Source organism: Paenibacillus taichungensis (assembly GCF_003287275.1).
Classification (GTDB): domain Bacteria; phylum Bacillota; class Bacilli; order Paenibacillales; family Paenibacillaceae; genus Paenibacillus; species Paenibacillus taichungensis_A.
Genome location: NZ_QEVW01000024.1, coordinates 20968 through 47737 on the forward strand (window position 1 = coordinate 20968; position 26770 = coordinate 47737).

At 45.9% G+C, this 26770-nt stretch carries 31 protein-coding genes and 1 other annotated feature; all 31 genes read right to left on the reverse strand.

Going from position 1 to position 26770, the window contains the following annotated elements; translation table 11 throughout:
- Positions 1 to 22: 22 nt before the first annotated feature.
- The 31 genes from rpsQ to cysS all read right to left on the reverse strand — a co-directional run bounded on the left by rpsQ (position 23) and on the right by cysS (position 26749).
- Positions 23 to 289: a 30S ribosomal protein S17 gene (gene rpsQ / locus DC345_RS27175; RefSeq protein ID WP_024633580.1), complete on the reverse strand. Its 267-nt coding sequence runs from the start codon at positions 287 to 289 to the stop codon at positions 23 to 25.
- Positions 290 to 337: 48 nt separating this feature from the next.
- On the reverse strand, positions 338 to 535 hold the full coding sequence (gene rpmC / locus DC345_RS27180; protein ID WP_017692083.1) for a 50S ribosomal protein L29: 198 nt from the start codon (positions 533 to 535) through the stop codon (positions 338 to 340).
- Positions 525 to 959 carry a 50S ribosomal protein L16 gene (rplP, locus tag DC345_RS27185; protein WP_076292170.1) on the reverse strand — a complete coding sequence of 145 codons (435 nt, stop codon included), beginning with the start codon at positions 957 to 959 and terminating at the stop codon, positions 525 to 527. Before rplP ends, rpmC begins: the two co-directional genes overlap by 11 nt.
- 2 nt (positions 960 to 961) lie before the next feature.
- Entirely contained in the window at positions 962 to 1627 is a 666-nt protein-coding gene (gene rpsC, locus DC345_RS27190) for a 30S ribosomal protein S3 (protein WP_024633582.1), read from the reverse strand.
- Between the two features lie 15 nt (positions 1628 to 1642).
- Entirely contained in the window at positions 1643 to 1975 is a 333-nt protein-coding gene (gene rplV, locus DC345_RS27195; protein WP_024633583.1) for a 50S ribosomal protein L22, read from the reverse strand.
- A gap of 35 nt (positions 1976 to 2010) precedes the next feature.
- Entirely contained in the window at positions 2011 to 2289 is a 279-nt protein-coding gene (gene rpsS / locus DC345_RS27200) for a 30S ribosomal protein S19 (RefSeq protein ID WP_024633584.1), read from the reverse strand.
- 71 nt (positions 2290 to 2360) lie between these two features.
- Positions 2361 to 3191 carry a 50S ribosomal protein L2 gene (gene rplB / locus DC345_RS27205; RefSeq protein WP_076292169.1) on the reverse strand — a complete coding sequence of 277 codons (831 nt, stop codon included), beginning with the start codon at positions 3189 to 3191 and terminating at the stop codon, positions 2361 to 2363.
- Between the two features lie 31 nt (positions 3192 to 3222).
- Positions 3223 to 3513, reverse strand: coding sequence for a 50S ribosomal protein L23 (rplW, locus tag DC345_RS27210; RefSeq protein WP_024633586.1), 291 nt, complete (start codon positions 3511 to 3513; stop codon positions 3223 to 3225).
- Positions 3513 to 4136 carry a 50S ribosomal protein L4 gene (gene rplD / locus DC345_RS27215; RefSeq protein ID WP_062329471.1) on the reverse strand — a complete coding sequence of 208 codons (624 nt, stop codon included), beginning with the start codon at positions 4134 to 4136 and terminating at the stop codon, positions 3513 to 3515. The genes rplW and rplD overlap by 1 nt, the downstream gene beginning before the upstream one ends.
- 25 nt (positions 4137 to 4161) lie before the next feature.
- Positions 4162 to 4785 carry a 50S ribosomal protein L3 gene (gene rplC / locus DC345_RS27220; protein ID WP_053779208.1) on the reverse strand — a complete coding sequence of 208 codons (624 nt, stop codon included), beginning with the start codon at positions 4783 to 4785 and terminating at the stop codon, positions 4162 to 4164.
- 46 nt (positions 4786 to 4831) lie between these two features.
- Positions 4832 to 5140, reverse strand: coding sequence for a 30S ribosomal protein S10 (rpsJ, locus tag DC345_RS27225; protein WP_017692074.1), 309 nt, complete (start codon positions 5138 to 5140; stop codon positions 4832 to 4834).
- Positions 5141 to 5575: 435 nt separating this feature from the next.
- The gene (gene tuf, locus DC345_RS27230) at positions 5576 to 6766 is read right to left on the reverse strand and encodes an elongation factor Tu (RefSeq protein ID WP_076292167.1); all 1191 of its coding nucleotides are present in this window, start codon (positions 6764 to 6766) and stop codon (positions 5576 to 5578) included.
- A gap of 97 nt (positions 6767 to 6863) precedes the next feature.
- On the reverse strand, positions 6864 to 8942 hold the full coding sequence (fusA, locus tag DC345_RS27235; RefSeq protein WP_113055841.1) for an elongation factor G: 2079 nt from the start codon (positions 8940 to 8942) through the stop codon (positions 6864 to 6866).
- A 47-nt stretch (positions 8943 to 8989) separates the two neighbouring features.
- Positions 8990 to 9460: a 30S ribosomal protein S7 gene (rpsG, locus tag DC345_RS27240; protein ID WP_007432586.1), complete on the reverse strand. Its 471-nt coding sequence runs from the start codon at positions 9458 to 9460 to the stop codon at positions 8990 to 8992.
- Between the two features lie 87 nt (positions 9461 to 9547).
- Entirely contained in the window at positions 9548 to 9970 is a 423-nt protein-coding gene (gene rpsL / locus DC345_RS27245) for a 30S ribosomal protein S12 (protein WP_056697677.1), read from the reverse strand.
- A 153-nt stretch (positions 9971 to 10123) separates the two neighbouring features.
- Positions 10124 to 10372 (reverse strand): ribosomal L7Ae/L30e/S12e/Gadd45 family protein, encoded by a 249-nt coding sequence (locus DC345_RS27250; RefSeq protein WP_113055842.1) that lies wholly within the window; start codon positions 10370 to 10372, stop codon positions 10124 to 10126.
- 217 nt (positions 10373 to 10589) lie between these two features.
- Positions 10590 to 14204, reverse strand: coding sequence for a DNA-directed RNA polymerase subunit beta' (gene rpoC, locus DC345_RS27255; RefSeq protein ID WP_113055843.1), 3615 nt, complete (start codon positions 14202 to 14204; stop codon positions 10590 to 10592).
- Positions 14205 to 14316: 112 nt separating this feature from the next.
- Positions 14317 to 17862 (reverse strand): DNA-directed RNA polymerase subunit beta, encoded by a 3546-nt coding sequence (rpoB, locus tag DC345_RS27260; RefSeq protein WP_076292163.1) that lies wholly within the window; start codon positions 17860 to 17862, stop codon positions 14317 to 14319.
- 392 nt (positions 17863 to 18254) lie between these two features.
- On the reverse strand, positions 18255 to 18872 hold the full coding sequence (locus DC345_RS27265; protein WP_113055844.1) for a class I SAM-dependent methyltransferase: 618 nt from the start codon (positions 18870 to 18872) through the stop codon (positions 18255 to 18257).
- Between the two features lie 96 nt (positions 18873 to 18968).
- Complete coding sequence (gene rplL, locus DC345_RS27270; protein ID WP_076292161.1) at positions 18969 to 19331, reverse strand: 50S ribosomal protein L7/L12; 363 nt, start codon at positions 19329 to 19331, stop codon at positions 18969 to 18971.
- Between the two features lie 72 nt (positions 19332 to 19403).
- Positions 19404 to 19907, reverse strand: coding sequence for a 50S ribosomal protein L10 (gene rplJ / locus DC345_RS27275; protein WP_076292160.1), 504 nt, complete (start codon positions 19905 to 19907; stop codon positions 19404 to 19406).
- A gap of 23 nt (positions 19908 to 19930) precedes the next feature.
- Positions 19931 to 20079, reverse strand: a sequence feature (ribosomal protein L10 leader region).
- Between the two features lie 67 nt (positions 20080 to 20146).
- Positions 20147 to 20839, reverse strand: a complete 693-nt coding sequence (gene rplA, locus DC345_RS27280) for a 50S ribosomal protein L1 (RefSeq protein WP_024633597.1) — start codon at positions 20837 to 20839, stop codon at positions 20147 to 20149.
- A 95-nt stretch (positions 20840 to 20934) separates the two neighbouring features.
- On the reverse strand, positions 20935 to 21360 hold the full coding sequence (rplK, locus tag DC345_RS27285) for a 50S ribosomal protein L11 (RefSeq protein ID WP_076292159.1): 426 nt from the start codon (positions 21358 to 21360) through the stop codon (positions 20935 to 20937).
- 68 nt (positions 21361 to 21428) lie between these two features.
- The gene (nusG, locus tag DC345_RS27290) at positions 21429 to 21962 is read right to left on the reverse strand and encodes a transcription termination/antitermination protein NusG (RefSeq protein ID WP_024633599.1); all 534 of its coding nucleotides are present in this window, start codon (positions 21960 to 21962) and stop codon (positions 21429 to 21431) included.
- 22 nt (positions 21963 to 21984) lie between these two features.
- Entirely contained in the window at positions 21985 to 22176 is a 192-nt protein-coding gene (gene secE, locus DC345_RS27295; protein WP_024633600.1) for a preprotein translocase subunit SecE, read from the reverse strand.
- A 21-nt stretch (positions 22177 to 22197) separates the two neighbouring features.
- Positions 22198 to 22347, reverse strand: coding sequence for a 50S ribosomal protein L33 (gene rpmG / locus DC345_RS27300; protein ID WP_072735843.1), 150 nt, complete (start codon positions 22345 to 22347; stop codon positions 22198 to 22200).
- A 304-nt stretch (positions 22348 to 22651) separates the two neighbouring features.
- Positions 22652 to 23296 carry an RNA polymerase sporulation sigma factor SigH gene (sigH, locus tag DC345_RS27305; RefSeq protein ID WP_024633601.1) on the reverse strand — a complete coding sequence of 215 codons (645 nt, stop codon included), beginning with the start codon at positions 23294 to 23296 and terminating at the stop codon, positions 22652 to 22654.
- 171 nt (positions 23297 to 23467) lie between these two features.
- Entirely contained in the window at positions 23468 to 23989 is a 522-nt protein-coding gene (locus DC345_RS27310; protein ID WP_113055845.1) for an NYN domain-containing protein, read from the reverse strand.
- Between the two features lie 5 nt (positions 23990 to 23994).
- A complete protein-coding gene (gene rlmB, locus DC345_RS27315; protein ID WP_062329492.1) occupies positions 23995 to 24741 on the reverse strand; it encodes a 23S rRNA (guanosine(2251)-2'-O)-methyltransferase RlmB in 747 nt (248 codons plus the stop codon).
- An 86-nt stretch (positions 24742 to 24827) separates the two neighbouring features.
- Positions 24828 to 25352, reverse strand: coding sequence for a Mini-ribonuclease 3 (locus tag DC345_RS27320; protein ID WP_258530826.1), 525 nt, complete (start codon positions 25350 to 25352; stop codon positions 24828 to 24830).
- The gene (cysS, locus tag DC345_RS27325) at positions 25349 to 26749 is read right to left on the reverse strand and encodes a cysteine--tRNA ligase (RefSeq protein WP_113055846.1); all 1401 of its coding nucleotides are present in this window, start codon (positions 26747 to 26749) and stop codon (positions 25349 to 25351) included. Before cysS ends, DC345_RS27320 begins: the two co-directional genes overlap by 4 nt.
- Between the last annotated feature and the right edge of the window lie 21 nt (positions 26750 to 26770).

Below are 26770 nucleotides of genomic sequence, written 5' to 3' on the forward strand. Positions count from 1 at the left end.
TTTCAGCTATGCTGCTGATGCATTAGATGATAATCGCTTTTTCTACGACTTCAGTAAGTCTCCAGCGTTTATCTTTCGAAAGCGGACGAGTCTCCATGATTTTCACCGTGTCACCGATTTTCGCAGTGTTTTCTTCGTCATGCGCTTTGAATTTTTTAGTAACCTTGATACGTTTATGGTACAAGTCGTGTTTTTTGTAAGTTTCTACAGCAACAACGATCGTTTTATCCATTTTATCACTGACTACTTTACCTGTTTGCACTTTACGTGCGTTACGTTCTTCGCTCATTGTTGGCCTCCTTCCTGATTACGGACGGATTAGACATCCGATCCCTAATTAACCGATTCCCAATTCTCTTTCACGGATAATGGTTTTAGCACGAGCTATTTCTTTCCGCACATCACGGATTCGAGTCGGGTTATCCAGCTGACCGGTAGCGAGTTGAAAGCGGAGGTTAAAGAGTTCTTCTTTAAATCCGGCAATCTTTTGCTCGATTTCAGCAGAGGTTAGGTTGCGAAATTCACTAGCTTTCATTTGCTTCACCACCCAATTCTTCACGTTTCACAAACTTCGTTTTGATTGGCAGTTTGTGAGCGGCAAGACGCATTGCTTCGCGTGCAATATCCTCCGGTACACCAGCAAGTTCAAACATGATCTTACCTGGTTTCACAACTGCAACCCATTTTTCTACGTTACCTTTACCGCTACCCATCCGAACCTCGAGAGGCTTTTGAGTGATTGGTTTGTCTGGGAAGATCTTGATCCAAACTTTACCACCACGTTTGATGTAACGAGTCATCGCAATACGAGCCGCTTCGATTTGACGGTTCGTAATCCAAGCCGGTTCCGTAGCTTGCAGACCGTATTCGCCAAAGTTCAGCGTAGTTCCGCCTTTAGCTTGGCCCTTCATATGTCCACGTTGTTGCTTACGGTGTTTTACACGTTTTGGTACCAACATGATTAGTTGCCTCCTTCCTTAGCAGCTTGTTTCTTAGCCGTAGGAAGAACCTCTCCACGATAGATCCATACTTTTACGCCGATACGGCCGTAAGTTGTATGAGCCTCTGCTGTACCGTAGTCGATGTCGGCACGAAGCGTGTGCAGTGGAACAGTTCCTTCGCTGTAGCCTTCCGAACGAGCAATCTCAGCACCGCCAAGACGTCCGCCCACTTGAGTTTTAATACCTTTTGCACCAGAGCGCATAGTTCTTTGAATAGCTTGTTTCAGAGCACGACGGAAAGAAACGCGACGTTCCAATTGTTGTGCAATGCTTTCAGCTACCAGGATTGCGTCCAGGTCTTGGTTCTTAATTTCAGAGATGTTGATGTGTACTTTTTTACCGCCTGCGATTTTCGTAATTTGATTACGCAGATTTTCAACTTCAGATCCACCCTTACCGATAACCATACCTGGTTTCGCAGTGTGAATCGTTACGTTTACGCGGTTAGCCGCTCTCTCGATTTCAACACGAGACATAGCGGAGTCTTTCAATTTATTTTTCAGGAATTCACGAATTTTCACGTCTTCCATCAAAAGATCGCCGAAGTCTTTACCTGCATACCACTTAGATTCCCAGTCACGGATAATTCCGACACGGAGTCCGACTGGATTTACCTTTTGGCCCACACATTTCCCCTCCTTCTACTTTTCAGATACCACCAAAGTGATGTGGCTAGTACGTTTGTTAATACGACTTGCACGTCCCATTGCACGAGGGCGGAAACGTTTCATTGTCGGTCCTTGGTTCACGTAAGCTTGCGAAATGACCAAGTTATTAACATCCAAAGAATAGTTATGTTCCGCATTTGCAATCGCGGAGTTAAGCAACTTCTCAACAATCGGAGAAGCGGATTTCGGAGTGTGACGGAGAATGGCAACCGCCTCACCAACTTGCTTGCCGCGAATCAAGTCAACAACGAGTTGAACTTTACGAGGAGCAATCCGGATAAACTTAGCATGTGCTTTTGCTTCCATTGTGTAACCTCCTCTCAAACATTAAAGATGTTCATTTATCTTCTTGTTTTCTTATCATCATCAGTATGGCCTTTGTACGTACGGGTTGGAGCGAACTCACCCAATTTGTGTCCGACCATGTCCTCAGTTACGTATACTGGTACGTGTTTACGACCGTCATATACGCCAAATGTGTGTCCGATGAATTGCGGGAAAATTGTAGAACGACGGGACCAGGTTTTAATAACAAGCTTTTTACCGGATGCTTCCATCTCTTCTACCTTTTTCAGCATGTAGCCATCAATGAATGGCCCTTTTTTCAAACTGCGACCCATGTGGAGATCCTCCCTTCAAACGTAGCTATTATGCATCCGCAGATGCCTCACGAAGTTATGCACAGTGTGTATTACTTCGTGCGGCGGCGAATGATGTATTTATCAGAAGCTTTATTTTTCTTACGCGTTTTGTAACCAAGAGTAGGTTTACCCCATGGTGACATTGGCGATTTACGTCCGATTGGAGCACGACCTTCACCACCACCGTGTGGGTGATCGTTAGGGTTCATTACTACACCACGAACTTCAGGACGTTGTCCCAACCAACGGCTACGACCGGCTTTACCGATTTTGATGAGCTCGTGGTCTTGGTTACCAACAGATCCGATTGTTGCGCGGCAAACTTTCAGAATACGACGAACTTCTCCGGAAGAGAGACGAACGGATACGTATTTTTCTTCTTTACCAAGCAATTGAGCTTCTGTACCAGCAGCACGAACCAATTGTCCGCCTTTACCTGGTTTCAACTCGATGTTGTGGATAACGGTACCTACTGGAATGTTTTCAAGTGGCAGTGCGTTACCGATTTTGATGTCTGCGTCAGGACCGGAGAATACTTGATCGCCAACTTTCAGACCTTTAGGAGCGATGATGTAACGTTTCTCACCATCAGCGTAGTGAATCAAAGCAATGTTGGATGTACGGTTCGGGTCATACTCAATCGTAGCAACGCGGCCCGGTATTCCATCTTTAGTACGTTTGAAGTCAATGATACGGTATTTACGTTTGTGTCCACCACCGTGGTGACGAACTGTAATTTTACCTTGGTTGTTGCGGCCTGCTTGTTTGCTCAACGGGGCCAACAACGATTTCTCCGGCTTATCTGTGGTGATTTCCTCAAATGTAGAAACGGACATGTTCCGTCTTGCCGGGGATGTTGGTTTATACTTTTTGATTGGCACTAGGTTTCCCTCCTTACTTCAAAAATTTCAATTATACAGTCTCAAAGAACTCAAGCGTTTTGCTGTCTTGTGTCAGCGTTACAAACGCTTTTTTCCATTCGCTTGTATATCCGGAATAACGTCCGTACCGTTTAGGCTTAGCTGGAACACGCAGAGTGTTCACGTTTTTCACTTTTACGTTGAAAATAGCTTCTACGGCCTTTTTGATCTCGGTTTTGTTTGCACGGATATCGACTTCAAATACATATTTCAAGTCATTCATCATGTCAGCAGTACGTTCCGTAATAATCGGACGTTTTACAATATCACGAGGATCCTTCATTACGCGAGCACCTCCTCTACCTTCTGAACTGCTTCTTTCGTAATGATCAGTTTGTCGTGCGAAAGCACGTCAAGAACATTAATGCCGTCAGCAGCTACGAATTTCACGCCAGGAATATTCCGTGCGGAAAGAGCCACATTATCATCATAGCTAGGAGCTACGATCAAAGCTTTGCGTCCAACTTTCAAGTTGTTCAAGATGGCTGCAAATTCTTTTGTTTTAGGCGTGCTCAGCGTGAGAGCATCCAGAACGATAATGTCATTGTCGATCACTTTGGATGAAAGAGCTGATTTGATCGCCAAACGGCGAACTTTCTTAGGCAGTTTGTACGCATAGCTCCGTGGTGTCGGACCAAATACGATACCGCCGCCTTTCCATTGTGGAGAACGAATCGAACCTTGACGAGCGCGACCTGTACCTTTTTGTTTCCAAGGTTTACGTCCACCGCCACGTACTTCAGAACGTCCTTTTACTTTGTGGGTACCTTGACGAAGGGAAGCGCGTTGCATAAGAACTGCATCGTACAGAACGTGTTGGTTCGGCTCAATCCCGAAAACGGCATCGTTCAATTCAACTTCGCCTACTTGGCTACCATCTACATTGTAAACTGATACTTTTGGCATTTTGTGTTCCTCCTTTCTTCAGTGGTTATTTTTTCACCGTTTCTTTAACTTTAATGAGACTGTTTTTCGGTCCAGGAATGGAACCTTTCACGAGCAACACGTTACGTTCAGCGTCTACTTTAACTACTTCAAGACGTTGGATTGTAACAGTATCATGTCCCATGTGTCCTGGCAGGCGTTTGCCTTTAGGAACGCGGTTAGCTTGGATCGAACCCATTGAACCGGGGCCACGGTGGTAACGTGAACCGTGTGACATAGGTCCAGTGCTTTGTCCCCAACGTTTGATAACGCCGGCAAAACCTTTACCTTTAGAAACACCCGTTACGTCAACGAATTCGCCTTCAGCGAAAATGTCAGCTTTCAGTTCTTGGCCAACTTCATATTCTGCGATGTTGATACCGCGAACTTCACGAACGTAGCGCTTAGGGGCAGTGTTCGCTTTTTTAGCGTGACCTGCTTCTGGCTTGTTAGCATTTTTCTCTTTCTTATCGGAATAACCGATTTGAATTGCTTCGTAGCCATCATTCTCAATATCTTTCTTTTGCAAAACAACACAAGGGCCTGCTTCGATAACCGTTACTGGTACAACGTTACCCTCAGGTGTAAATACTTGAGTCATTCCGAGTTTTTTTCCTAAGATTGCTTTCATGTTGACACCTCTTTTCCTTTATACATGGTCTTTGTTGTAGCTTGTATTACAATTTAATTTCGATATCTACACCGGACGGCAGATCCAAGCGCATCAAGGCATCCACAGTTTGTGGAGTCGGGTTAACGATGTCGATCAAACGCTTATGTGTGCGTTGTTCGAATTGTTCCCGAGAATCCTTGTACTTGTGCACCGCACGAAGAATAGTAATGATTTGTTTTTCAGTAGGAAGCGGAATCGGACCGGATACACCTGCACCCGAACGTTTTGCTGTTTCAACAATTTTCTCCGCGGATTGATCAAGAATTCTGTGGTCGTAAGCTTTCAAACGAATACGAATTTTTTGCTTTGCCATTTTAGTCCCTCCTTCTATCGCCCAATTTTTTATCGGACATACTCCGTGAAAATTTTCTAGCCACTGCCCCATGGCAAAGGGGCCGGGTGTGCCAGTAACCTCTCACATCATCGCAACGTCACAGAACAACATTCATTATTATATAGAAAAGATGGGCATATTGCAAGCATATTTAAGAAAAACATTTAAACTAATCTTTTCTTATGAAATGACTTCGTTTAGTGCAGTGTTTATCTCCAATATCCAGGCTGCCTTACCAATCCTTCTACATTCGTAAATGATGTTCATTTCGTATGACGCAGGTTCCGAAAGTATTACATAATAAAAGAGTTCTTTATCCGATGTCGGATAAAGAACTCTTCCGAAGCTTCGTTACAGCACAATGTTACTCGTTCCAGTACACTGTTGCATATGCTTACTCAGCGATAAGCTGAATTATTTTTGGATAGTTGCTACGGAACCTGCACCTACTGTACGGCCACCTTCACGAATGGAGAACTTAGTTCCTTCTTCAATCGCGATTGGGGAGATCAGTTGAACAGTAACCGTGATGTTGTCACCAGGCATTACCATTTCAGTACCTTCTGGCAAGTTGATGATACCAGTTACGTCAGTTGTACGGAAGTAGAACTGTGGACGGTATCCAGTGAAGAAAGGCTTATGACGGCCACCCTCTTCTTTAGTCAAAACGTAGATTTGTGCAGAGAATTCTGTGTGTGGCTTAACAGAACCCGGTTTTGCCAAAACTTGTCCACGCTCGATTTGAGTACGGTCAACACCACGCAGCAATGCGCCGATGTTGTCACCCGCTTGAGCGGAATCCAGCAATTTACGGAACATTTCAACGCCCGTAACTACGGATTTTTTAGTTTCTTCAGTGATACCAACGATTTCGATCTCTTCGCCGACTTTAACAGTACCACGCTCTACACGACCTGTAGCAACAGTACCACGACCAGTGATGGAGAATACGTCCTCGACAGGCATCAAGAAAGGTTTGTCAGTTTGACGCTCAGGCAGTGGGATGTAAGTATCGATTTCTTTGAACATCTCAACGATTTTTTGAGCCCACTCACCATCAGGGTTTTGCAGAGCTTCACGAGCGGATCCACGAGTGATTGGAGTATCATCACCTGGGAACTCATATTCGTTAAGAAGGTCGCGAACTTCCATCTCAACCAATTCCAACAACTCTTCGTCTTCAACCATGTCACATTTGTTCAAGAATACAACAATGTAAGGTACGCCTACTTGACGGGAGAGCAAGATGTGCTCACGAGTTTGTGGCATTGGGCCGTCAGCTGCGGATACTACCAAGATAGCTCCGTCCATTTGTGCCGCGCCAGTGATCATGTTTTTAACATAGTCGGCGTGACCTGGGCAGTCTACGTGAGCGTAGTGACGAGTGTCAGTTTCGTACTCAACGTGAGCTGTGGAGATTGTGATACCGCGCTCGCGCTCTTCTGGAGCTTTGTCGATTTGGTCGAATGCTACAGCAGCACCACCGTAAGTTTTGGACAATACAGTTGTGATTGCAGCAGTCAGAGTTGTTTTACCATGGTCGACGTGACCGATAGTACCAATGTTAACGTGGGGTTTATTACGTTCGTATTTAGCCTTTGCCATTTGAACGTGGCCTCCTTAAAATTATAATTTTATGTTTTCACTAAATGAAGTGCAAAGAATTCATGACTCTTATGCACTTTCATTCAATGAGAGAAAACTACTCGGTTCCTTTTGTTTTGGCAACAATCTCTTCAGCGATGCTCTTAGGAACTTCTTCATAGTGAGAAAGCTCCATGGAGAATACGCCGCGTCCTTGAGTACCGGAACGAAGAGTTGTAGAGTATCCGAACATTTCAGACAAAGGTACTTTAGCACGGATGATTTGGGCTCCACTACGGGAATCCATACCTTCGATGCGGCCACGACGGGAGTTAAGCATACCCATAACGTCACCCATGTACTCTTCTGGAACGGTTACTTCTACTTTCATGATTGGCTCAAGCAGAACTGGACTACATTTGTCTTTCGCAGCTTTCAGCGCCATTGATCCGGCAATTTTAAATGCCATCTCGTTGGAATCGACATCATGGTAAGATCCGTCTACGATTGTAGCCTTAACGTCAACAAGCGGGAAGCCTGCAATAACGCCGTTTTTCATTTGCTCTTCGATACCTGCAAGAGCTGGTTGAATGTATTCTCTTGGTACGGAACCACCGACAACCTTACTTTCGAACTGGCTGCCTGTACCCGGCTCGAGAGGTTCGAACTCAACCCATACGTGACCGTATTGACCACGACCACCGGATTGACGAACGAATTTACCTTCAACGCGCGCTGGTGCACGGAATGTTTCACGGTAAGCTACTTGTGGTTTACCCACAGTAGTTTCAACCTTGAACTCACGACGCATACGGTCAATGATGATATCAAGGTGAAGCTCACCCATACCTGCCAAGATTGTTTGGCCTGTTTCTTCGTCAGTATGAGCACGAAGAGTAGGATCCTCTTCAGTCAACTTACCGAGAGCAACACCCATTTTATCTTGGTCAGCTTTGGTTTTAGGTTCAACGGCGATTTCGATAACCGGATCAGGGAAGTTCATTGACTCCAGGATAACCGGATTTTTCTCATCACACAGTGTATCACCTGTACCAGTATCTTTCAAACCTACGGCAGCTGCAATGTCACCGGAGTAAACTTCAGTGATCTCTTGACGGCTGTTCGCATGCATTTGAAGGATACGACCGATACGCTCACGTTTGCCTTTAGTGGCATTCAATACGTAAGAACCGGATTGAAGAACACCGGAATATACGCGGAAGAATGTCAATTTACCAACGTAAGGGTCAGTCATGATTTTGAAGGCCAATGCAGAGAATGGCTCTTCATCGGAAGACTTGCGAATAGCTTCAGTTCCATCTTCGAGGTGACCAGTGATCGCTGGTACATCGGTTGGAGCTGGCAAGTAGTCGATTACAGCATCCAACATCAGTTGGACACCTTTGTTACGATATGAGGAACCACAGATAACAGGGAAGATCTTAACATCTACAACACCTTTACGGAGAGCGCCTTTGATCTCTTCAATAGTGATCTCTTCGCCTTCCAGGTATTTCATTGTCAATTCTTCATCCAGTTCTGCGACACGCTCGATCAATTCGTTACGGAGTTCTTCAACTTGCGCTTTGAATTCCGCTGGAATTTCTGTTTCTTCGATATTTTGACCAAGGTCATCTTTGTACATATGAGCCTTTTGTTCAACGATATCGATAATACCGATGAAATCATTTTCAGCGCCGATTGGAAGTTGAATCGCAACAGCGTTCGCTTGAAGGCGATCACGCATGTCAGATACAACGTTCAGGAAGTCAGCACCGATGATATCCATTTTGTTTACGTAAGCGATACGAGGTACGCCGTACTTGTCAGCCTGTCTCCATACGGTTTCGGACTGAGGCTCAACGCCTTCTTTCGCACTGAATACACCAACTGCTCCGTCCAATACACGAAGGGAACGTTCAACTTCAACAGTGAAGTCAACGTGTCCCGGGGTATCAATGATATTAACGCGGTGGCCCTTCCAAGCAGCGGTAGTCGCAGCGGAAGTAATCGTAATTCCGCGCTCCTGTTCCTGTTCCATCCAGTCCATTGTCGCAGCGCCTTCGTGAACTTCACCGATTTTGTGCGTACGGCCTGTGTAGAACAAGATCCGCTCAGTTGTAGTGGTTTTACCCGCGTCAATATGAGCCATGATCCCGATATTACGTGTATTTTTCAAGGAGAACTCTCTTGCCATGAATTGGGTCTCCCTTCAAAATTGAAGTTATTATTGTGAACTGAATCCTACCAACGGTAGTGAGCAAACGCTTTGTTCGCTTCAGCCATTTTGTGCGTATCTTCACGTTTTTTAACGGAAGCACCTGTGTTGTTGGAAGCGTCGATGATCTCAGCCGCCAAACGCTCTTCCATTGTTTTCTCACCGCGGTTGCGGGAGTAGTTCACGAGCCAACGTAATCCCAAAGAAGTACGTCTCTCTGGTTTTACCTCGATTGGTACTTGGTAGTTGGCACCGCCGACACGGCGAGCTTTAACTTCCAGGACTGGCATGATATTCTTGATTGCTGCTTCAAATACTTCCATCGGGTCATTACCCGTACGTTCTTGAATCAACTTGAACGCATTATACAGAATGCTTTGAGCAACACCGCGTTTTCCGTCGAGCATGATGCGGTTGATCAAACGAGTAACCAACTTGGAGTTGTATACCGGATCTGGCAACACGTCTCTTTTCGTAACTGGACCTTTGCGTGGCATGGATATCCCCCTTTCTTTCTTGTTGAGCCGACCCAACACTTTCAGATATTAATCCAAAAGGTGTACGGGATGGCTACTTATAATGTTTTAGGCTTTTTTAGCTTTTGGACGTTTAGCACCGTATTTCGAACGAGCTTGCATACGGTTGTTTACGCCTGCAGTATCAAGAGCTCCACGAACGATGTGATAACGAACCCCTGCAAGGTCTTTAACTTTACCTCCGCGGATCAACACAACGCTGTGCTCTTGAAGGTTATGTCCGATTCCCGGGATATAAGCAGTTACCTCGAGACGGTTCGTCAAACGAACACGGGCATACTTACGAAGTGCAGAGTTTGGTTTACGTGGAGTCATTGTACCTACACGAGTGCAGACACCACGTTTTTGTGGGGCACTGATGTTAGTAGATTCACGTTTCAAAGCGTTGAACCCTTTTTGCAAAGCTGGCGATTTGGACTTATCAACTTTAGCTTGACGTCCTTTACGAACCAGTTGGTTAATAGTTGGCATGTGATTGCCACCCCCTTCCTCAATTGTTCATGTTTCTTTATAAACCTCATTACGCTAAGTCCACAGACCCAGGCGGTTCATAAAAAGACAAATGAAAAGTTTTTGCCTTGGAGAATCCCTAAAAGTTCTCGGACAAAAACGTTCCTTACTCTATCATTTTGCGACAGCAGCCATTGCTGCTCCCACTCCAATCCCGCAAGCTTTGCCGAGATTTTTCATTGTGTCCACTTTCGTGCACTTCACATTATGTTGTTCACACAAGGCAATGATTTTGGAAGTGAGCTGCGGATCACTATCTTCAGCCACATAGACTTCAGCAGCCATTCCTGACTGGACCATCCGCATGGTCTGTTTGGTACCAATTTTGACATGAGCATCTTGCAGACCTTTTTCATTAGACATTGTTCATTCCTCCGAATAGGACCATATACAATCAGCTGCCCACGCACCTTTGATATATTAGCATCTAGCGCAAGCAATGTCAATGCTAATCCTAAAACATTTATTTGCAAGTTTTGCTATACCGGGAAACGTCCGTCTGTATAAAACAGTCGTCCGCCCCCTGGCATACAAAACCTTAACTCATTCTATAAAGTCAGAATAAAGTTAGCAAATCAGTTTAATCAACCGAAACTGGCTCAAGTTCTTCTACTGAAGATTGGCCATCTTCTGGCTCAGCAAATTTGATGCTGCGGTAACGGTTCATGCCCGTACCTGCAGGAATCAATTTACCGATGATTACATTTTCCTTCAGACCAAGCAACTGATCGACTTTACCTTTGATCGCTGCATCTGTCAGGACACGTGTAGTTTCTTGGAACGATGCCGCTGAGAGGAAGGAGTCTGTTTCCAGGGATGCTTTCGTAATACCGAGCAGGATTGGTTTCGCAACCGCTGGCTCTTTATCACTCAGAATCGCTGTTTTGTTAGCTCTTTCGTACTCATGCGTATCCACGAACGATCCTGGCAACAACGTAGTGTCCCCTGCATCGACGATACGGATTTTACGCAACATTTGACGGATCATAACTTCAACGTGTTTGTCATTGATTTCTACGCCTTGGTTACGGTATACGCGCTGTACTTCCTGCAAAATGTAGTTCTGTACGCCACGTACGCCTTTAATGCGCAGCATTTCTTTTGGATCGATAGAACCGTCTGTCAACTCGTCGCCTGCTTCAATTTCCATGCCTTCGCTTACGCGTACACGGGAACCGTAGGTAACAGAGTAAACTTTGGATTCTGCTTCACCTTGAATTTCGATTTCACGACGATCTTTCGCTTCGCGAATCTCTTTGACAACACCATCAATCTCACTGATTGTTGCTTGACCCTTAGGATTACGAGCCTCAAACAACTCCTGGATACGCGGCAAACCTTGCGTAATATCGTCTCCGGCTACACCACCGGTGTGGAAAGTACGCATTGTCAACTGTGTTCCTGGCTCACCAATGGATTGTGCTGCGATAATACCAACTGCTTCACCGATTTCCACGTGTTTACCAGTCGCCAAGTTACGACCATAACACTTCTTGCAGACACCGTGACGAGCACGGCAGCTGAGTACGGAACGGATTTGCAATTTGGTTACGCCAGCTTTGATGATTGCCTCTGCTTTATCGGAATCAATCAGCTCATTGCGGTGTGCAATAACTTCTTTTGTTTCCGGATGACGAACAGTTTCGAAGCAGTATCTGCCTTCAATACGGTCGTAAAGATCCTCAATAACCTCTTTACCATCTTGGATACGACTTACCGTAAAGCCTTTATCTGTACCACAATCATCTTCACGCACGATCACGTCTTGTGCCACGTCTACGAGACGACGAGTCAGGTAACCTGAATCCGCTGTACGCAGGGCCGTATCGGCCAAACCTTTACGGGCACCGTGAGTCGAGATGAAGTACTCGAGTACCGTCAGACCTTCACGGAAGTTCGATTTGATTGGGAGTTCAATGATTCGACCGGATGGGTTGGCCATCAGACCACGCATACCGCCCAATTGGGTGATTTGCGATTTGTTACCCCGTGCTTTGGAGTCAACCATCATCATGATGGAGTTATAACGATCCATCGATTTCATCAGAATCTCGGTGATATCATCTTTCGATTTCGACCAGATATCAATGATGCGGTCATAGCGCTCTTCGTTCGTAATCAGACCACGACGGTACTGATTCGTAACGATTTGTGCTTTTTCTTCCGACTGTCTAAGAATTTCGGTTTTCTCTTCCGGAACGATAACATCCGATACCGCAACCGTAATACCGGCGCGAGTGGAGTATGTGAATCCGAGTTGTTTGATTTTATCCAAAATAACGGCTGTTTCCGTTGTATGATAAATTTCAAAACAACGTGCGATGATCGAACCGAGATATTCTTTACCGACACCACCAGCCAAAGGAGCGTTCATAATCGCTTCTCTAAGGTCAGCACCCTTCTCATATACGAATGAATGCTCTGCAGTACCTTGGTAAAGGTTCGCACGAGTTGCATCATTGATGTAAGGGAAGCTTGCCGGGAAGATTTCGTTAAAGATGATTTTGCCGACAGTAGTCAGCAACATTGCATCTTGTTGTTCATTGGTAAAGCTTGTTTTGCCAAGCGCTCTAACCGGGATCGCTACACGTGCATGCAAACCAGCAGTTCCACGTTGGTACGCGGATACAGCTTCGTTTACCGTGCGCAAAATCATACCTGTTCCTTTTTCTTCCTTGTTGTCCATGGTCAAGTAGTAAGAACCAAGTACCATATCCTGGGAAGGGGTAACAACCGGTTTACCGTCTTTCGGGTTCAAAATGTTACCTGATGCCAGCATCAGGATACGTGCTTCTGCTTGAGCTTCAGCAGACAATGGAACGTGCACGGCCATTTGGTCACCGTCAAAGTCGGCATTGTATGCCGTACATACGAGCGGGTGAAGACGGATTGCTTTACCTTCAACGAGAATCGGTTCAAATGCTTGAATACCGAGTCTGTGAAGTGTAGGGGCACGGTTCAACAGAACCGGGTGCTCCTTAATTACTTCTTCAAGAACATCCCATACTTCAGGACTTACACGCTCAACTTTACGTTTAGCGCTCTTGATGTTGTGGGCAAGCCCTTTATTTACAAGCTCTTTCATAACGAAAGGCTTGAACAATTCAAGTGCCATATCTTTAGGCAGACCACACTGATACATTTTCAGGTAAGGTCCAACTACGATAACGGAACGACCGGAATAGTCAACCCGTTTACCGAGCAAGTTCTGACGGAAACGTCCTTGTTTACCTTTCAGCATGTGGCTGAGGGATTTCAAAGGACGGTTACCAGGACCCGTTACAGGGCGTCCACGACGGCCGTTGTCGATTAATGCGTCAACAGCTTCCTGCAGCATCCGTTTTTCATTTTGCACGATAATGTCTGGCGCGCCAAGGTCAAGCAAACGTTTCAGACGGTTGTTCCGGTTGATTACACGGCGATACAGGTCATTCAGGTCAGACGTTGCAAAACGTCCACCATCCAGCTGTACCATTGGACGAAGTTCCGGCGGGATAACAGGAAGTACATCCATGATCATCCACTCAGGTTTATTACCCGAGTTGCGGAATGCTTCGATAACTTCCAAACGTTTAATCGCACGGTTACGACGTTGTCCTTGTGCAGTGCGGAGCTCTTCCTTCAGGAATTCAAGCTCTTTATCCACATCAAGGTCTTGAAGCAGTTTTTTAACCGCTTCTGCACCCATGCCAGCCTGGAATCCATATCCGTATTTCTCACGGTAGCTGCGGTATTCTTTCTCGGACAACAGCTGTTTTTTCTCCAGTGGAGTTTCTCCTGGATCAGTTACTACATATGATGCAAAATAAATAATCTCCTCGAGAGATCTTGGAGACATATCCAAAGCGAGACCCATGCGGCTCGGAATACCTTTGAAGTACCAGATATGCGATACCGGAGCAGCGAGCTCAATATGGCCCATCCGTTCGCGGCGTACTTTCGCACGTGTCACTTCAACGCCACAACGATCACAGACAACGCCTTTATAACGGACGCGTTTGTATTTACCGCAATGACATTCCCAGTCTTTTGTAGGGCCAAAAATCTTTTCGCAGAACAGCCCTTCTTTTTCCGGTTTCAACGTACGATAGTTGATCGTTTCCGGTTTTTTCACTTCTCCGCGGGACCAAGAACGAATTTTTTCTGGGGAAGCAAGCCCGATCTTCATGTATTCGAAATTGTTGACGTCCAACAAGGAGCAACCCTCCTTAACCAAGTCCTGTATTCTAGGTTACGCCCCCTCCGGCCGAAGCCGGAGCAAGACGCGAGCCTGATGAAAAACGCCGGTCATCATGCGCCCGAAGCGGTTACTCCGCTCCGACCTCTGTACCCTCAAGGTTGAGGCTGAGCTTATCGCTCGCAGCGTCATCTTCATCGTCCATTTCTTTCATTTCAATCTCTTGCTCATCTTCGCTCAAAATCTTAACGTCCATACCCAAGCTTTGCAGCTCTTTGATCAATACTTTGAATGATTCAGGAACACCTGGTTCAGGAACATTCTCGCCTTTGACGATGGACTCATACGTTTTCACCCGACCTACAACATCATCGGACTTAACAGTCAAGATTTCTTGCAGTGTATAGGCCGCACCATAAGCCTCAAGCGCCCATACTTCCATCTCCCCGAAACGTTGTCCACCGAACTGGGCTTTACCACCCAGAGGCTGTTGCGTAACGAGTGAGTAAGGACCTGTGGAACGAGCATGGATTTTATCGTCAACCATGTGCGCCAGCTTGATCATATGCATGACGCCGACAGTAACTTCACGTTCGAACTCTTCTCCCGTACGACCATCGTACAGAACGGTTTTACCATTTCGCTGCATACCTGCTTCTTCCATCGTATCGAAGACGTCATACTCCTTCGCTCCGTCGAATACAGGAGTAGCTACGTGAATACCGAGCTGCATGGCCGCCATACCCAAGTGAACTTCAAGCACTTGACCGATGTTCATCCGGGAAGGTACGCCCAGCGGGTTAAGAACGATTTGAACTGGTGTACCGTCCGGCAGGAAAGGCATATCTTCTTCCGGCAGGATACGGGCCACGACCCCTTTGTTACCGTGACGTCCGGCCATTTTATCACCCTCGGAAATTTTCCGTTTTTGAGCGATATAGACACGAACGAGTTGGTTAACACCTGGAGGCAGTTCATCACCGTTTTCACGGGTAAAGACTTTAACATCAACTACGATACCGTCAGTACCGTGAGGTACACGCAGGGAAGTATCACGTACTTCACGCGCTTTCTCACCGAAGATCGCATGCAGGAGACGTTCTTCTGCAGTCAGTTCCGTTACACCTTTTGGTGTTACTTTACCAACCAGAATGTCACCAGCACTGATTTCAGCACCGATACGGATAATACCGCGCTCATCCAGATTACGCAGCGCTTCTTCCCCTACGTTCGGGATATCACGTGTAATCTCTTCAGGTCCGAGCTTAGTATCACGTGCTTCAGACTCATACTCCTCGATATGAATGGATGTATACACATCTTCTTTAACGAGTTTTTCGCTGAGCAAGATCGCATCCTCGTAGTTGTAACCTTCCCAAGTCATGAAGGCAACTACTACGTTACGTCCCAATGCCAATTCACCCATTTCCGTCGAAGGACCGTCTGCAAGGATGTCGCCAGCTTTGACAACAGCACCTCTTTTGACAATCGGACGTTGGTTAATGCATGTTCCTTGGTTCGAACGCATAAATTTGTGTAATTTATATTTAACGATATCGCCTTTGACTTCTTGACCATCAACTTCTTCTACGCGACGCAACCAAATCTCATTCGCAGAAGAACGTTCAATAATCCCGTCATATTTGGAGACAATACATACACCGGAATCTTTCGCGGCTTTATGTTCCATACCTGTTCCGACCAGCGGAGCTTTAGGAATCAAGAGTGGAACGGCTTGCCGCTGCATGTTCGATCCCATGAGCGCACGGTTGGAGTCATCGTTCTCAAGGAACGGAATGAGCGCTGTAGCGACAGATACAACTTGCTTAGGAGATACGTCCATATAGTCAACACGTTCACTCGGCATCGTAAGGATGTTATCCGACTGCTTGTTGTAACGTACAATGATCGCTTCTTCAGCAAAAGTACTGTCTTCATTCAGCTTCGCATTCGCTTGTGCGATGACATAGTTGTCCTCTTCGTCTGCTGTCAGGTAATCGATTTGCTCGGTTACTACACCAGTCTTCGGATCTACCCAGCGATAAGGAGCTTCAATGAATCCATATTCGTTCACACGGGCAAATGTCGACAGGGAGTTGATCAAACCAATGTTTGGTCCCTCTGGTGTCTCGATTGGACACATCCGGCCATAGTGGGATGGATGCACGTCACGGACTTCCATGCCGGCACGCTCACGTGTCAAACCACCCGGTCCGAGTGCAGACAGACGGCGTTTATGCGTCAACTCACCCAGCGGGTTCGTTTGATCCATAAACTGTGACAATTGGGAGCTACCGAAGAATTCTTTAATGGATGCAATAACAGGACGTATGTTAATCAAAGCCTGAGGCGTGATTACGTTAGCATCCTGAATGGACATTCTCTCACGAACTACACGTTCCATACGGGATAAACCGATACGGAATTGGTTTTGCAAGAGTTCACCAACCGAGCGGAGACGACGGTTACCCAGGTGATCGATATCATCTGTGCTTCCGATGCCATGCAGAAGGTTAATGAAGTAACTGATGGAGGAAATGATATCAGCCGGTGTAACGTTCTTCACTGATTTATCAATGTTAGCATTGGCAATCAGTTTAACGACCTTACCATCCTCAATTGGTGAAAACACATCAATTGTTTGCATCGGGATATCATTGGCATCCAAAACGCCGTTAGCAACGTGATATGTGCGGAAACCAACACTCTTCTCTAGTTGCGGCATGATTTCATCCAACAGACGACGGTCTATCATTTGACCTGCTTCAGCGATAATTTCGCCAGTTTCGGTATCTACAAGAGACTCAGCCAAACGTTGGTTGAACAAACGGTTTTTGATGTGCAGCTTTTTGTTGATTTTGTAACGACCTACATTAGCCAGGTCATAACGTTTTGGATCAAAGAAACGAGCTACGAGCAAGCTTTTCGCATTATCCAGCGTTGGTGGCTCTCCCGGACGAAGACGCTCATAAATCTCAATCAGCGCTTTCTCCGTTGAATCCGTATTGTCTTTGTCCAGTGTATTGCGGATATATTCGTCATTACCGAGCAGATCCAGAATCTCAGCGTCTGTGCCAAAACCAAGTGCACGCAGGAGAACCGTCACCGGTATTTTACGTGTACGGTCGATCCGGACGTAAACAACATCCTTCGCGTCCATCTCCAGTTCGAGCCAAGCGCCGCGGTTAGGAATAACTGTAGCGGTATACGTTTTTTTGGCGTTTTTATCTACTTTGGTACTGAAGTAAACGCTAGGAGAGCGAACCAACTGGCTGACAATAACCCGTTCCGCACCATTAATAATAAATGTGCCGGTGTCGGTCATCAGCGGGAAATCTCCCATGAATACTTCCTGCTCTTTGACTTCGCCGGTTTCCTTATTAATGAGCCGGACTTTGACCCGAAGCGGTGCTGCATAAGTAACGTCACGCTCTTTCGCGTCGTCTACTGTATACTTCGGTTCACCGAGACTGTAATCGATAAATTCCAAAATCAAGTTACCTGTAAAATCCTGGATCGGCGAGATATCCTGGAACATTTCGCGCAACCCTTCCTCCAAAAACCAATCGTAAGATTTTTGTTGGATTTCAATCAGGTTCGGAACTTCGAGTATCTCGTTAATTCGTGCATAACTGCGCCGAGTGCGTCGACCATATTGAACAAGATGTCCTGCCAACTTAAACTCACCCCTCAATGTCTACTCACTTTAAAAATTTCGTTGCGAACCTCTGTTTGTAACCTTATAATGGTACACATACAGAGCAAAGCAATGCATCCACAAATAAAGAAAAGCCCTTACTCGAATGTCGTTCGAAAAAAGAGCAACTTTGATCGGCGGATGTCTTTCCAAATCATACTTATCCCCAGTTTGCCCAAAATGTACATATTATACGCCAAACGTAGGCATAATAAGCCCGTTCGGCGTAAAAAAGGTTGACATTTTTAGTTAGCTAAAGCCAAATAGGGCATCTTAATACTGACATTTTACAATAATACCACGGCCTGAATTTCAAGTCAATAGTCCTATTGCAAAAAAAATGCTGCCCTGCTTACTTTACAAATCAGGATTTAGTCTAAAGACGCCTCTTCCAATTTCACAGCTTTGAAAATTCGGTAGCCTTTATCCTTCGTTACTTCCTCCACTCGTCCAAAGAGAGATTCCAGCTTCGCTTTTGCCGAAGGTGCTCCCTGCTTTTTCTGAATGACAATCCATAACGCTCCGCCCATCTTCAAATGACCATAAGCCTGTTCAAAGATCGTATGCACGGTTTCCTTTCCGGCACGGATCGGAGGATTGGTCAGAATCGCGTCAAAGTCTTCCTTTTCAACTTCAGCCAGAAGATTGCTTTGCATAACCGTTACATTCGTTATGCCGTTCGCTTTTGCATTTTCCTTGGAAAGCTCAACTGCTCTCTCATTGATATCGATCATGGTGACATGTCCATCCGGTACAAGTTTAGCCGCTGTAAGACCAATGGGTCCATACCCGCAGCCCACATCCAGTACATGAGCTCCAGCAGGCAACTCTATAGCATCAATCAACACTCTGCTGCCGTAATCGATTCCGTTTTTGGAAAATACCCCTGCATCCGTAACGAGTCGTAATTTCCATCCGCGTAGCTCCGCTTCTGTAGCCCGTCTGTCATGTGCCACCTGCGGTTTGTCCGAATAATAATGATTGGACATGTCCTCACTCACTTTCCTTATACAATTACAGCAACAAACCCCTTGATATAAGTCAAGGGGTTTGTTGTTTTGTTCATCTAGCTAATGAAAGCTAAATTATTTAACTTCGATTGAAGCGCCTGCTTCTTCAAGCTTAGCTTTAACCGCTTCTGCTTCTTCTTTGCTTACTTTTTCTTTCAATGGTTTTGGAGCGTTGTCAACCACTTCTTTTGCTTCTTTCAAGCCAAGACCTGTGATTTCACGAACTGCTTTGATAACGTTGATTTTGGAAGCACCAGCGCTAGTCAAGATTACGTCGAACTCGGATTGCTCAGCTTCAGCTGCAGCAGCTCCGCCACCTGCAACAGCTACTGGAGCTGCAGCAGTTACGCCGAATTCTTCTTCGATTGCTTTAACGAGATCATTCAATTCCAGTACAGTCATGCCTTTGATTGCTTCCAAGATTTGCTCTTTACTCATGATTGAACCTCCATATATAATATTATTTTTTTGTATTTCATCACTGCCTAAGCAGCATTCAGATCAAGTTGCTTACGCGCCTTGTTCTTCTTTTTCAGCAACAGCTTTAACCGCAAGCGCGAAGTTGCGCACTGGCGCTTGAAGCACGCTGAGGAGCATGGAAAGGAGACCTTCGCGGGATGGCAATTCTGCCAACGCTTTGACTTCTTGTACTCCAATTACGCGACCTTCTACAACTGCACCTTTCAATTCCAGTGCATCGTTCTTTTTCGCGAAGTCGTTCAGAATTTTGGCTGGAGCCACTACGTCGTCTACGCTGAATGCAATTGCACTAGGACCTGTCAGTACTTCGTTAAGTTCTGTCAGTTCTGCTGCAGCTGCTGCGCGGCGAAGCAACGAGTTTTTCAGCACTTGGAATTCGATTCCGGCTTCACGAAGCTGCTTACGCAGCTCAGTTACTTGGGCAACGTTCAAACCGCGATAGTCAACAACAACGCTAGTAGCGCTCTCGCGCAATTTTGCTGTTACTGCATCAACGGACTCTTGTTTTGCTTGAATCACTTTTGCGTTTGCCAAACTGTACACCTCCTGATCAAATTTATCCCATTAAGAAAAGCCTCCGTAGAATCACGAAGGCTTGATATATACTCATAACCGATTTTCATCGTTCTAAGTTCTATAATCACACCTCGGCAGGAAATTAAGCCATAATGGCACCTACTGTCTACGGTAAGCATATTCAAATGTCAACGGTCAGTCACTCGGACTCACAACTTTTATAGATTATCAGAACAGGACAAGCCTGTCAAGTGATATTATCTAAAAGAAGCTGCGTTCACGCGTGCACCAGGGCCCATCGTGGAAGAAAGACTTACATTCTTCAGATAAACACCTTTTGCTGCCGCCGGTTTAGCACGAGTCAAAGCATCCATGAGAGCTTTAAGGTTCTCATTCAATTGCTCTGCCGAGAAAGAAGCTTTACCGATCGGTGCATGAATTTGACCTGCACGATCCAGACGATATTCGATTTTACCGGCTTTAATTTCTTGAACAGCCTTGGATACATCGAAAGTTACCGTTCCGGCTTTAGGGTTAGGCATCAGACCTTTACCGCCGAGCAGTCGGCCCAATTTACCTACTTCACTCATCATATCCGGTGTCGCTACGCAGACGTCGAATTCGAACCAGCCTTGTTGGATTTTGTTGATCATGTCTGCATCACCAACATAGTCCGCGCCAGCCGCTTCCGCTTCTTTCGCTTTGTCACCTTTTGCAAATACCAATACGCGTTGTGTTTTACCTGTGCCGTGTGGCAAGACAACAACACCACGTACTGCCTGGTCTTGTTTACGTGGGTCAACGCCCAAGCGTACTGCTGCTTCGATTGTTTCATCGAATTTTGCAGTGGCTGCCTTTTTCACAAGCTCTACAGCTTCTGAAGGCTCGTAAGTTGCTTCGCTGTCAATCAGCTTAGCAGCTTCCAGGTATTTTTTACCGTGTTTAGCCATGTTATATTCCTCCTTTGTGGTGTTAGCGGATATACCTCCCACATCAACCGGCCGCGAATCGGCCGGCTTTACGAAGCCATGTTTCAGATGAAAAATTAGTCTTCGATGGTGATACCCATGCTGCGGGCAGTACCTTCGACCATACGCATTGCAGACTCAACGTCAGCAGCATTCAGGTCAGGCATTTTTGTTTCCGCGATTTGACGTACCGCATCACGTTTAACGGTAGCGACTTTTTTCTTGTTCGGTTCGCCGGATCCTTTTTCTACTTTAGCTGCCACTTTCAACAGAACTGCTGCTGGTGGAGTTTTAGTAATGAAAGTAAAGGAACGGTCTTCGAATACTGTGATTTCAACAGGAATAATCAATCCCGCTTGATCGGCTGTACGAGCGTTGAACTCTTTACAGAATGCCATGATGTTGACACCTGCTTGACCCAAAGCTGGACCTACCGGAGGCGCTGGATTCGCTTTACCTGCTGGAATTTGCAGTTTTACCATTTTGATTACCTTTTTTGCCATGATTGACACCTCCTTGCAAAATAGTGGTTAACGGGCCTCTCAGCCCTCCCACAAGAAACTTGAAGAGACTATATCTTCTCCACTTGCGTGTATTCCAACTCAAGCGGTGTTTCCCGTCCAAACATGTTCACGTGCACTTTCAACTTGCTTTTGTCTACCAAAATTTCTTCCACGGAGCCCACAAAATTCGCAAAAGGACCAACTTTAATACGTACGGATTCCTTAATATCGAATTCAATTTTAGGCTTCGGCTCAACCATGCCCATGTGCTTCAGAATTTGTTCCACTTCTTCAGGCAGCAAGGCTGTTGGTTTGGACCCGGAACCTGTCGAACCGACAAATCCCGTAACACCTGGCGTGTTGCGAACAACATACCAAGAGTCATCCGTCTGGACCATTTCCACCAAGACATATCCGGGGTAAACTTTACGCATAACGGTTTTTTTCTTACCGTCTTTGTTTACCACTTCTTCTTCCATAGGAACAAGAACGCGGAAAATCTTGTCTTCCATGCCCATGGACTCTACGCGTTTTTCCAAATTGGCTTTGACCTTATTCTCATACCCTGAATAGGTATGAACGACGTACCATCTTTTTTCCATATCAAGCCACCTGGGACCCTTCTTAAATAATCGCTTCGATCACAGCGGAGATGCCGATATCAACGACCCAAAAAAACAGCGTCATAACCACAACAGTACCAAGAACGATCAATGTGTAGTTGGTCAGCTCTTTACGATTAGGCCAGCGAACTTTTTTAAGTTCAGCCCAGCTTTCAGAGAAAAAGGAAATCAGAGATTTGAAACTACGTTTCACGCCGACTACACCTCCAAAAAACTATCTGGTTTCGCGATGAGAAGTCTGCTCGTTACAAAACTTGCAAAATTTCTTCATCTCCATGCGGTCGGGGTGATTACGCTTGTTTTTTGTCGTAGTGTAATTTCTTTGTTTGCAGTTAGTACAAGCCAAAGTAATAATTACCCGCATGATGTACACCTCCCGAAGACTTCCACATTCAAGCGGAGTCTCTAAATTGATCCTAAAAAAAAGCCGCGAATTTAGGCCTACCTAAAACACTTTATCATAAGGGTATAACCATGTCAATGAAAGAATAGCCTTTCATCAATGGGTAAAAAGTTCCTATCAAACATATTCAGTTTCTCATCTCTGTTTTTCTCTTCTCCTGCATGGACCAAGCGATTACTAGTATAATCATTCTTTAACTTTATAAACTTGAGGCAGCAAAAAAAGACTCAAACCCCGAGCCTTTTCCGTCAACGACAACATGTGTTCAATTATCTCGAACTTCCAGGTACTTTTCAAGTTTACGCTTTACGCGCTGAAGTGCATTATCAATGGACTTTACATGCCTGTCCAAATCCACTGCAATCTCTTGATAAGATCTCCCGTCCAGATACAACATCAATACTTTACGTTCCAGATCACTCAGAATCTCAGACATCTTATCTTCCAGGCCCACAAACTCTTCCTGATTGATGATAAGTTCTTCCGGATCGCTGACCTGTGTTCCACAAATCACATCGAGTAACGTACGATCGGACTCTTCGTCATAAATAGGTTTGTCCAGTGATACATAAGAATTAAGCGGAATATGCTTCTGACGTGTTGCTGTCTTGATTGCCGTAATAATCTGTCGTGTAATACACAACTCGGCGAAGGCTTTGAAAGAAGCGAGCTTGTCCCCTTTAAAATCCCTAATGGATTTATAGAGTCCAATCATTCCTTCTTGAATGATATCTTCCCGGTCAGCCCCAATCAGAAAATAAGATCTTGCCTTGGCGCGTACAAAGTTACGATATTTGTTAATCAAAAACTCCAGCGCTTCGCTTTCACCTTCACGGACCGCTTCGACAATGTCTTCGTCACTTTGGTAATCATACTTGGATAACATGATATCTTTGAGGTCGACACTCACAGACAATCCCTCCGGCTGCAACGCAAGGTACCCCGTTACTCTACTCTATGAAATATAGGATCAGTATATATGATGGTACCTCACACCGTCAACCACGCTCTGCCTAAAAAAGAACATCAATAACATAATTGTCAAGAGTTTCAAAATTCTAATTTTTGTAAAACTGTGCTGTTATTCCCGGCGCCATCGTTCAAACTGCTTCAAAACGTCCGGACTTAACTTGCCACCGAGTGTATTTCGTGTTGTTTTAGCCTGATCTTCTTCCAGACGTTTCTGTAGCTCTTTTTCGTTCTGCTCTACTTCGATCAGCAATTCCCTTGCGGATACACGCAGAGCTCCCTGTCCAAAAATGACATGCTGCTCTACCATATCGCTTGTAGCCACATAGATTTGGCGTCTTCGCGTGCTTAGTTCCCGAACGAGTCTCTCAATGCATTCGTCTGCCGTCTCTTTTTCCTTTGTAAAAAAGATCTGCACTTTGCTCTGTGTAAAGGATTTACCGAGGCCAGGCACGAGGTAGGCGTCAAAAACAACAATGACTCTCCGGCCGGAGAAAGCCTGATAGTCGGCAAGTCGAGAGAGCAGCCTGTTGCGGGCCTCCTCTAATCCACTCTCCGCCAATCTGGATAGCTCTGGCCAGTCACCAATCATGTTGTACCCGTCTACAAGAAGCACATCACGGGAATCAGCCATACCTTCTAGTCCTGCGCTTGGCGCGAGCGGAGCACTTCATACATGACAACACCCGCTGCCACGGAAGCATTCAGGGAATTAATCTGACCTTGCATCGGCAATTTGATCAACACATCGCATTTCTCACGAATGAGTCGTCCCATTCCCTTGTTTTCGTTTCCGATCACGAGAGCTACCGGGCCTGTAAAAACTCCGTTACCAAACACGCTCTCCTGAGCAGCCACATCGGTACCTACAACCCACACGCCCTCTTCCTTGAGACGGTCAATGGTTTGACCCAGATTGCTTACACGAGCCACTGGCACATACTCCACCGCACCTGCTGATGTTTTGGATACAGTCACTGTAACTGCAGCTGAACGCCGTTTAGGTACAATGACACCATGTGCACCTGTGCAGTCAGCCGTCCGCAAAATCGATCCAAGATTATGCGGGTCTTCAATCTCATCCAACAAAATCAAAAATGGATGTTCATTTTTTGCAGCCGCTGCAGCAAGAATGTCTTCAACTTCCACATAAGCGTAAGGAGCCGCTTGTGCTACCACGCCCTGGTGTTGAATGCCTGGAACCGTTTGATCCAGTTTACGCTTGTCCACGTGTTGAATGACAATCCCTAGTTTTTTTGCTTCCGCGATAATGGGCTGCGTCAAATGTTTTTGTGCTGTATCTGCAATCCATATTTTATTAATGGTCCGGCCTGAACGCAGCGCCTCCGTCACGGAGTGTTTACCGGCGATCCATTCTTCTTCCATCTTTGTTCGATCCTCTCTATAACGCCCTGTGATACACTGCACCCTAATCGGCACATCTTACAGAAGCGGCTTTGTAGTAATTTGTATTATTTTGTCGGTGATTGCGAATGTTGTTCCGCATGCTCGATGCCCCGGCGAATTAATTCAATCATGCGATCATGACGACCACTGCTATACAGGTAACCGATCAGACACTCCAGAGCTGTGGCATGTCTATATTCCAAAACATCTGCGTTTTTGGGAATACTGCCAGACTTGGCATTACGACCTTGTCTGACAATGTCACGTTCTTCCTCGGTCAGCTCAGCCTCAATACCAGTGAGAATGCGACTCTGTGCCTTCGCCGATACCAAACCGGTCGCACTGCGGTGCAGGTGGTTGGGACGCATGTTGGCTTTGGACAACAGATACTGCCGTACGGCAACCTCATATACCGCATCACCAATGTATGCGAGAGCGATGGGAGGAATCAACCGAGCTGGCCGGGAGGGGGGATAAGGAAACCATCCTCCCTGGTCAACGCTCAGAGATTGTTCATCACTCTGTTGTTCCTCTCGTTGCTCGGCATGTTCGACGGATTCAGACAACTTTTCCAGTTGCTCTTCGCTCATTTGCGGCGCCATCTCATTCCTTGAGCGGTATCCTCAAGCAAGATGCCCTGCGCAGACAGTTCATCCCGAATTTCATCAGCCCGAGCCCAGTTTTTGGACTTGCGCGCTTCGTTACGTTCTTCAATAAGACGTTCGATTTCTTCGTCCAAAAGCTCCGGTTCAGCCTCGGTATAGATGCGAAGCACCGCATTCAGCTCACTGAATAATTCCAGCAGAGCGCGAATGTCCGCGGCGTTCACCACATCTTGCTGCAACAGTTGGTTAGCTTCCCCAGCCCATTCAAACAGTGCCGTAATCGCATCAGGCGTATTGAAGTCGTCCTGCATTTTCTCATGATACTGTTGACGAATCTGCTCCAGTCTCGCTGCAAACTCTGCTGACACAGCCTGATCCACGCTCACAGCTTGCAAGCGATGATTAAGGTTACCTACGGCATTGGCGATCCGGTCCACACTATTCTGTGCCTGTTCCATCGTATCTTCCGTGAAGTTCAACGGATTGCGATAGTGGGTAGACAACATGAAATAACGAATGGCTTCACGTTTATATTGATTGCGAAGGTCTTTGACAAGTACACCGTTGCCGAGTGATTTCGACATTTTTTCGTTATCAATGCGGATAAATCCGTTGTGCATCCAGTAGTTTGCCAGTGGTTTTCCAGTCAATACCTCGGATTGAGCGCATTCGCACTCATGGTGCGGGAACTGCAAATCCTGTCCTCCGCCGTGAATATCCAACGTATCCCCCAGGTATTCCCGTGCCATGGCAGAGCACTCGATATGCCAGCCCGGACGACCATCACCCCATGGACTGGACCAGAAAATCTCACCCGGTTTTGCAGCTTTCCAGAGTACGAAATCTTCCGGATGCTCTTTGCGCTCATCTACCCCAATACGAATTCCAAACTGTAATTCCTGAAGGTTTTGCTTAGACAGTTTGCCATACTCCGCGAATTTGCCTGTGCGATAATATACGTCGCCACCATTTTCATAGGCGAAGTCCTTTTCAACCAGCTCACGGATAAAATCAATAATGAGCGGCATGTTTTCCGTCACTCTTGGATTACTGCTTGCCTTCGGAATCCCCAGCCCTTCGAGGTCCTCGTAATAAGCCGCAATAAACTTCTCGGCAACATGAGGAACATCCGTGCCAAGCTGCTCGGCCTTGCGAATGAGTTTGTCATCAACATCAGTGAAGTTCACGACATAGTTCACTTCATGACCTGTTTGTTCCAGGTATCCGCGAACCGTGTCGAAAAAGATAACTGGACGTGCATTCCCGATATGAATGTAATCATATACGGTAGGCCCGCACACATACATTTTCACTTTCCCCGGCTCTTGAGGAACAAAATTCTCTTTGGTACGACTCATCGTATTGTAAATTTGAAGCGTCATAGTCACTTTCCTTTCATCCGT

Coding starts and splice junctions, on each gene's coding strand:
- rpsQ (WP_024633580.1), bottom strand. CDS start 289: ATGAGCGAAGAACGTAACGCACGTAAAGTGCAAACAGGTAAAGTAGTC.
- rpmC (WP_017692083.1), bottom strand. CDS start 535: ATGAAAGCTAGTGAATTTCGCAACCTAACCTCTGCTGAAATCGAGCAA.
- rplP (WP_076292170.1), bottom strand. CDS start 959: ATGTTGGTACCAAAACGTGTAAAACACCGTAAGCAACAACGTGGACAT.
- rplV (WP_024633583.1), bottom strand. CDS start 1,975: ATGGAAGCAAAAGCACATGCTAAGTTTATCCGGATTGCTCCTCGTAAA.
- rpsS (WP_024633584.1), bottom strand. CDS start 2,289: ATGGGTCGCAGTTTGAAAAAAGGGCCATTCATTGATGGCTACATGCTG.
- rplW (WP_024633586.1), bottom strand. CDS start 3,513: ATGAAGGATCCTCGTGATATTGTAAAACGTCCGATTATTACGGAACGT.
- rplD (WP_062329471.1), bottom strand. CDS start 4,136: ATGCCAAAAGTATCAGTTTACAATGTAGATGGTAGCCAAGTAGGCGAA.
- rplC (WP_053779208.1), bottom strand. CDS start 4,785: ATGAAAGCAATCTTAGGAAAAAAACTCGGAATGACTCAAGTATTTACA.
- rpsJ (WP_017692074.1), bottom strand. CDS start 5,140: ATGGCAAAGCAAAAAATTCGTATTCGTTTGAAAGCTTACGACCACAGA.
- tuf (WP_076292167.1), bottom strand. CDS start 6,766: ATGGCAAAGGCTAAATACGAACGTAATAAACCCCACGTTAACATTGGT.
- fusA (WP_113055841.1), bottom strand. CDS start 8,942: ATGGCAAGAGAGTTCTCCTTGAAAAATACACGTAATATCGGGATCATG.
- rpsG (WP_007432586.1), bottom strand. CDS start 9,460: ATGCCACGCAAAGGTCCAGTTACGAAAAGAGACGTGTTGCCAGATCCG.
- rpsL (WP_056697677.1), bottom strand. CDS start 9,970: ATGCCAACTATTAACCAACTGGTTCGTAAAGGACGTCAAGCTAAAGTT.
- DC345_RS27250 (WP_113055842.1), bottom strand. CDS start 10,372: ATGTCTAATGAAAAAGGTCTGCAAGATGCTCATGTCAAAATTGGTACC.
- DC345_RS27265 (WP_113055844.1), bottom strand. CDS start 18,872: ATGTCCAATCATTATTATTCGGACAAACCGCAGGTGGCACATGACAGA.
- rplL (WP_076292161.1), bottom strand. CDS start 19,331: ATGAGTAAAGAGCAAATCTTGGAAGCAATCAAAGGCATGACTGTACTG.
- rplA (WP_024633597.1), bottom strand. CDS start 20,839: ATGGCTAAACACGGTAAAAAATACCTGGAAGCTGCTAAGCTGATTGAC.
- rplK (WP_076292159.1), bottom strand. CDS start 21,360: ATGGCAAAAAAGGTAATCAAAATGGTAAAACTGCAAATTCCAGCAGGT.
- nusG (WP_024633599.1), bottom strand. CDS start 21,962: ATGGAAAAAAGATGGTACGTCGTTCATACCTATTCAGGGTATGAGAAT.
- rpmG (WP_072735843.1), bottom strand. CDS start 22,347: ATGCGGGTAATTATTACTTTGGCTTGTACTAACTGCAAACAAAGAAAT.
- DC345_RS27310 (WP_113055845.1), bottom strand. CDS start 23,989: ATGGCTGATTCCCGTGATGTGCTTCTTGTAGACGGGTACAACATGATT.
- rlmB (WP_062329492.1), bottom strand. CDS start 24,741: ATGGAAGAAGAATGGATCGCCGGTAAACACTCCGTGACGGAGGCGCTG.
- DC345_RS27320 (WP_258530826.1), bottom strand. CDS start 25,352: ATGAGCGAAGAGCAACTGGAAAAGTTGTCTGAATCCGTCGAACATGCC.
- cysS (WP_113055846.1), bottom strand. CDS start 26,749: ATGACGCTTCAAATTTACAATACGATGAGTCGTACCAAAGAGAATTTT.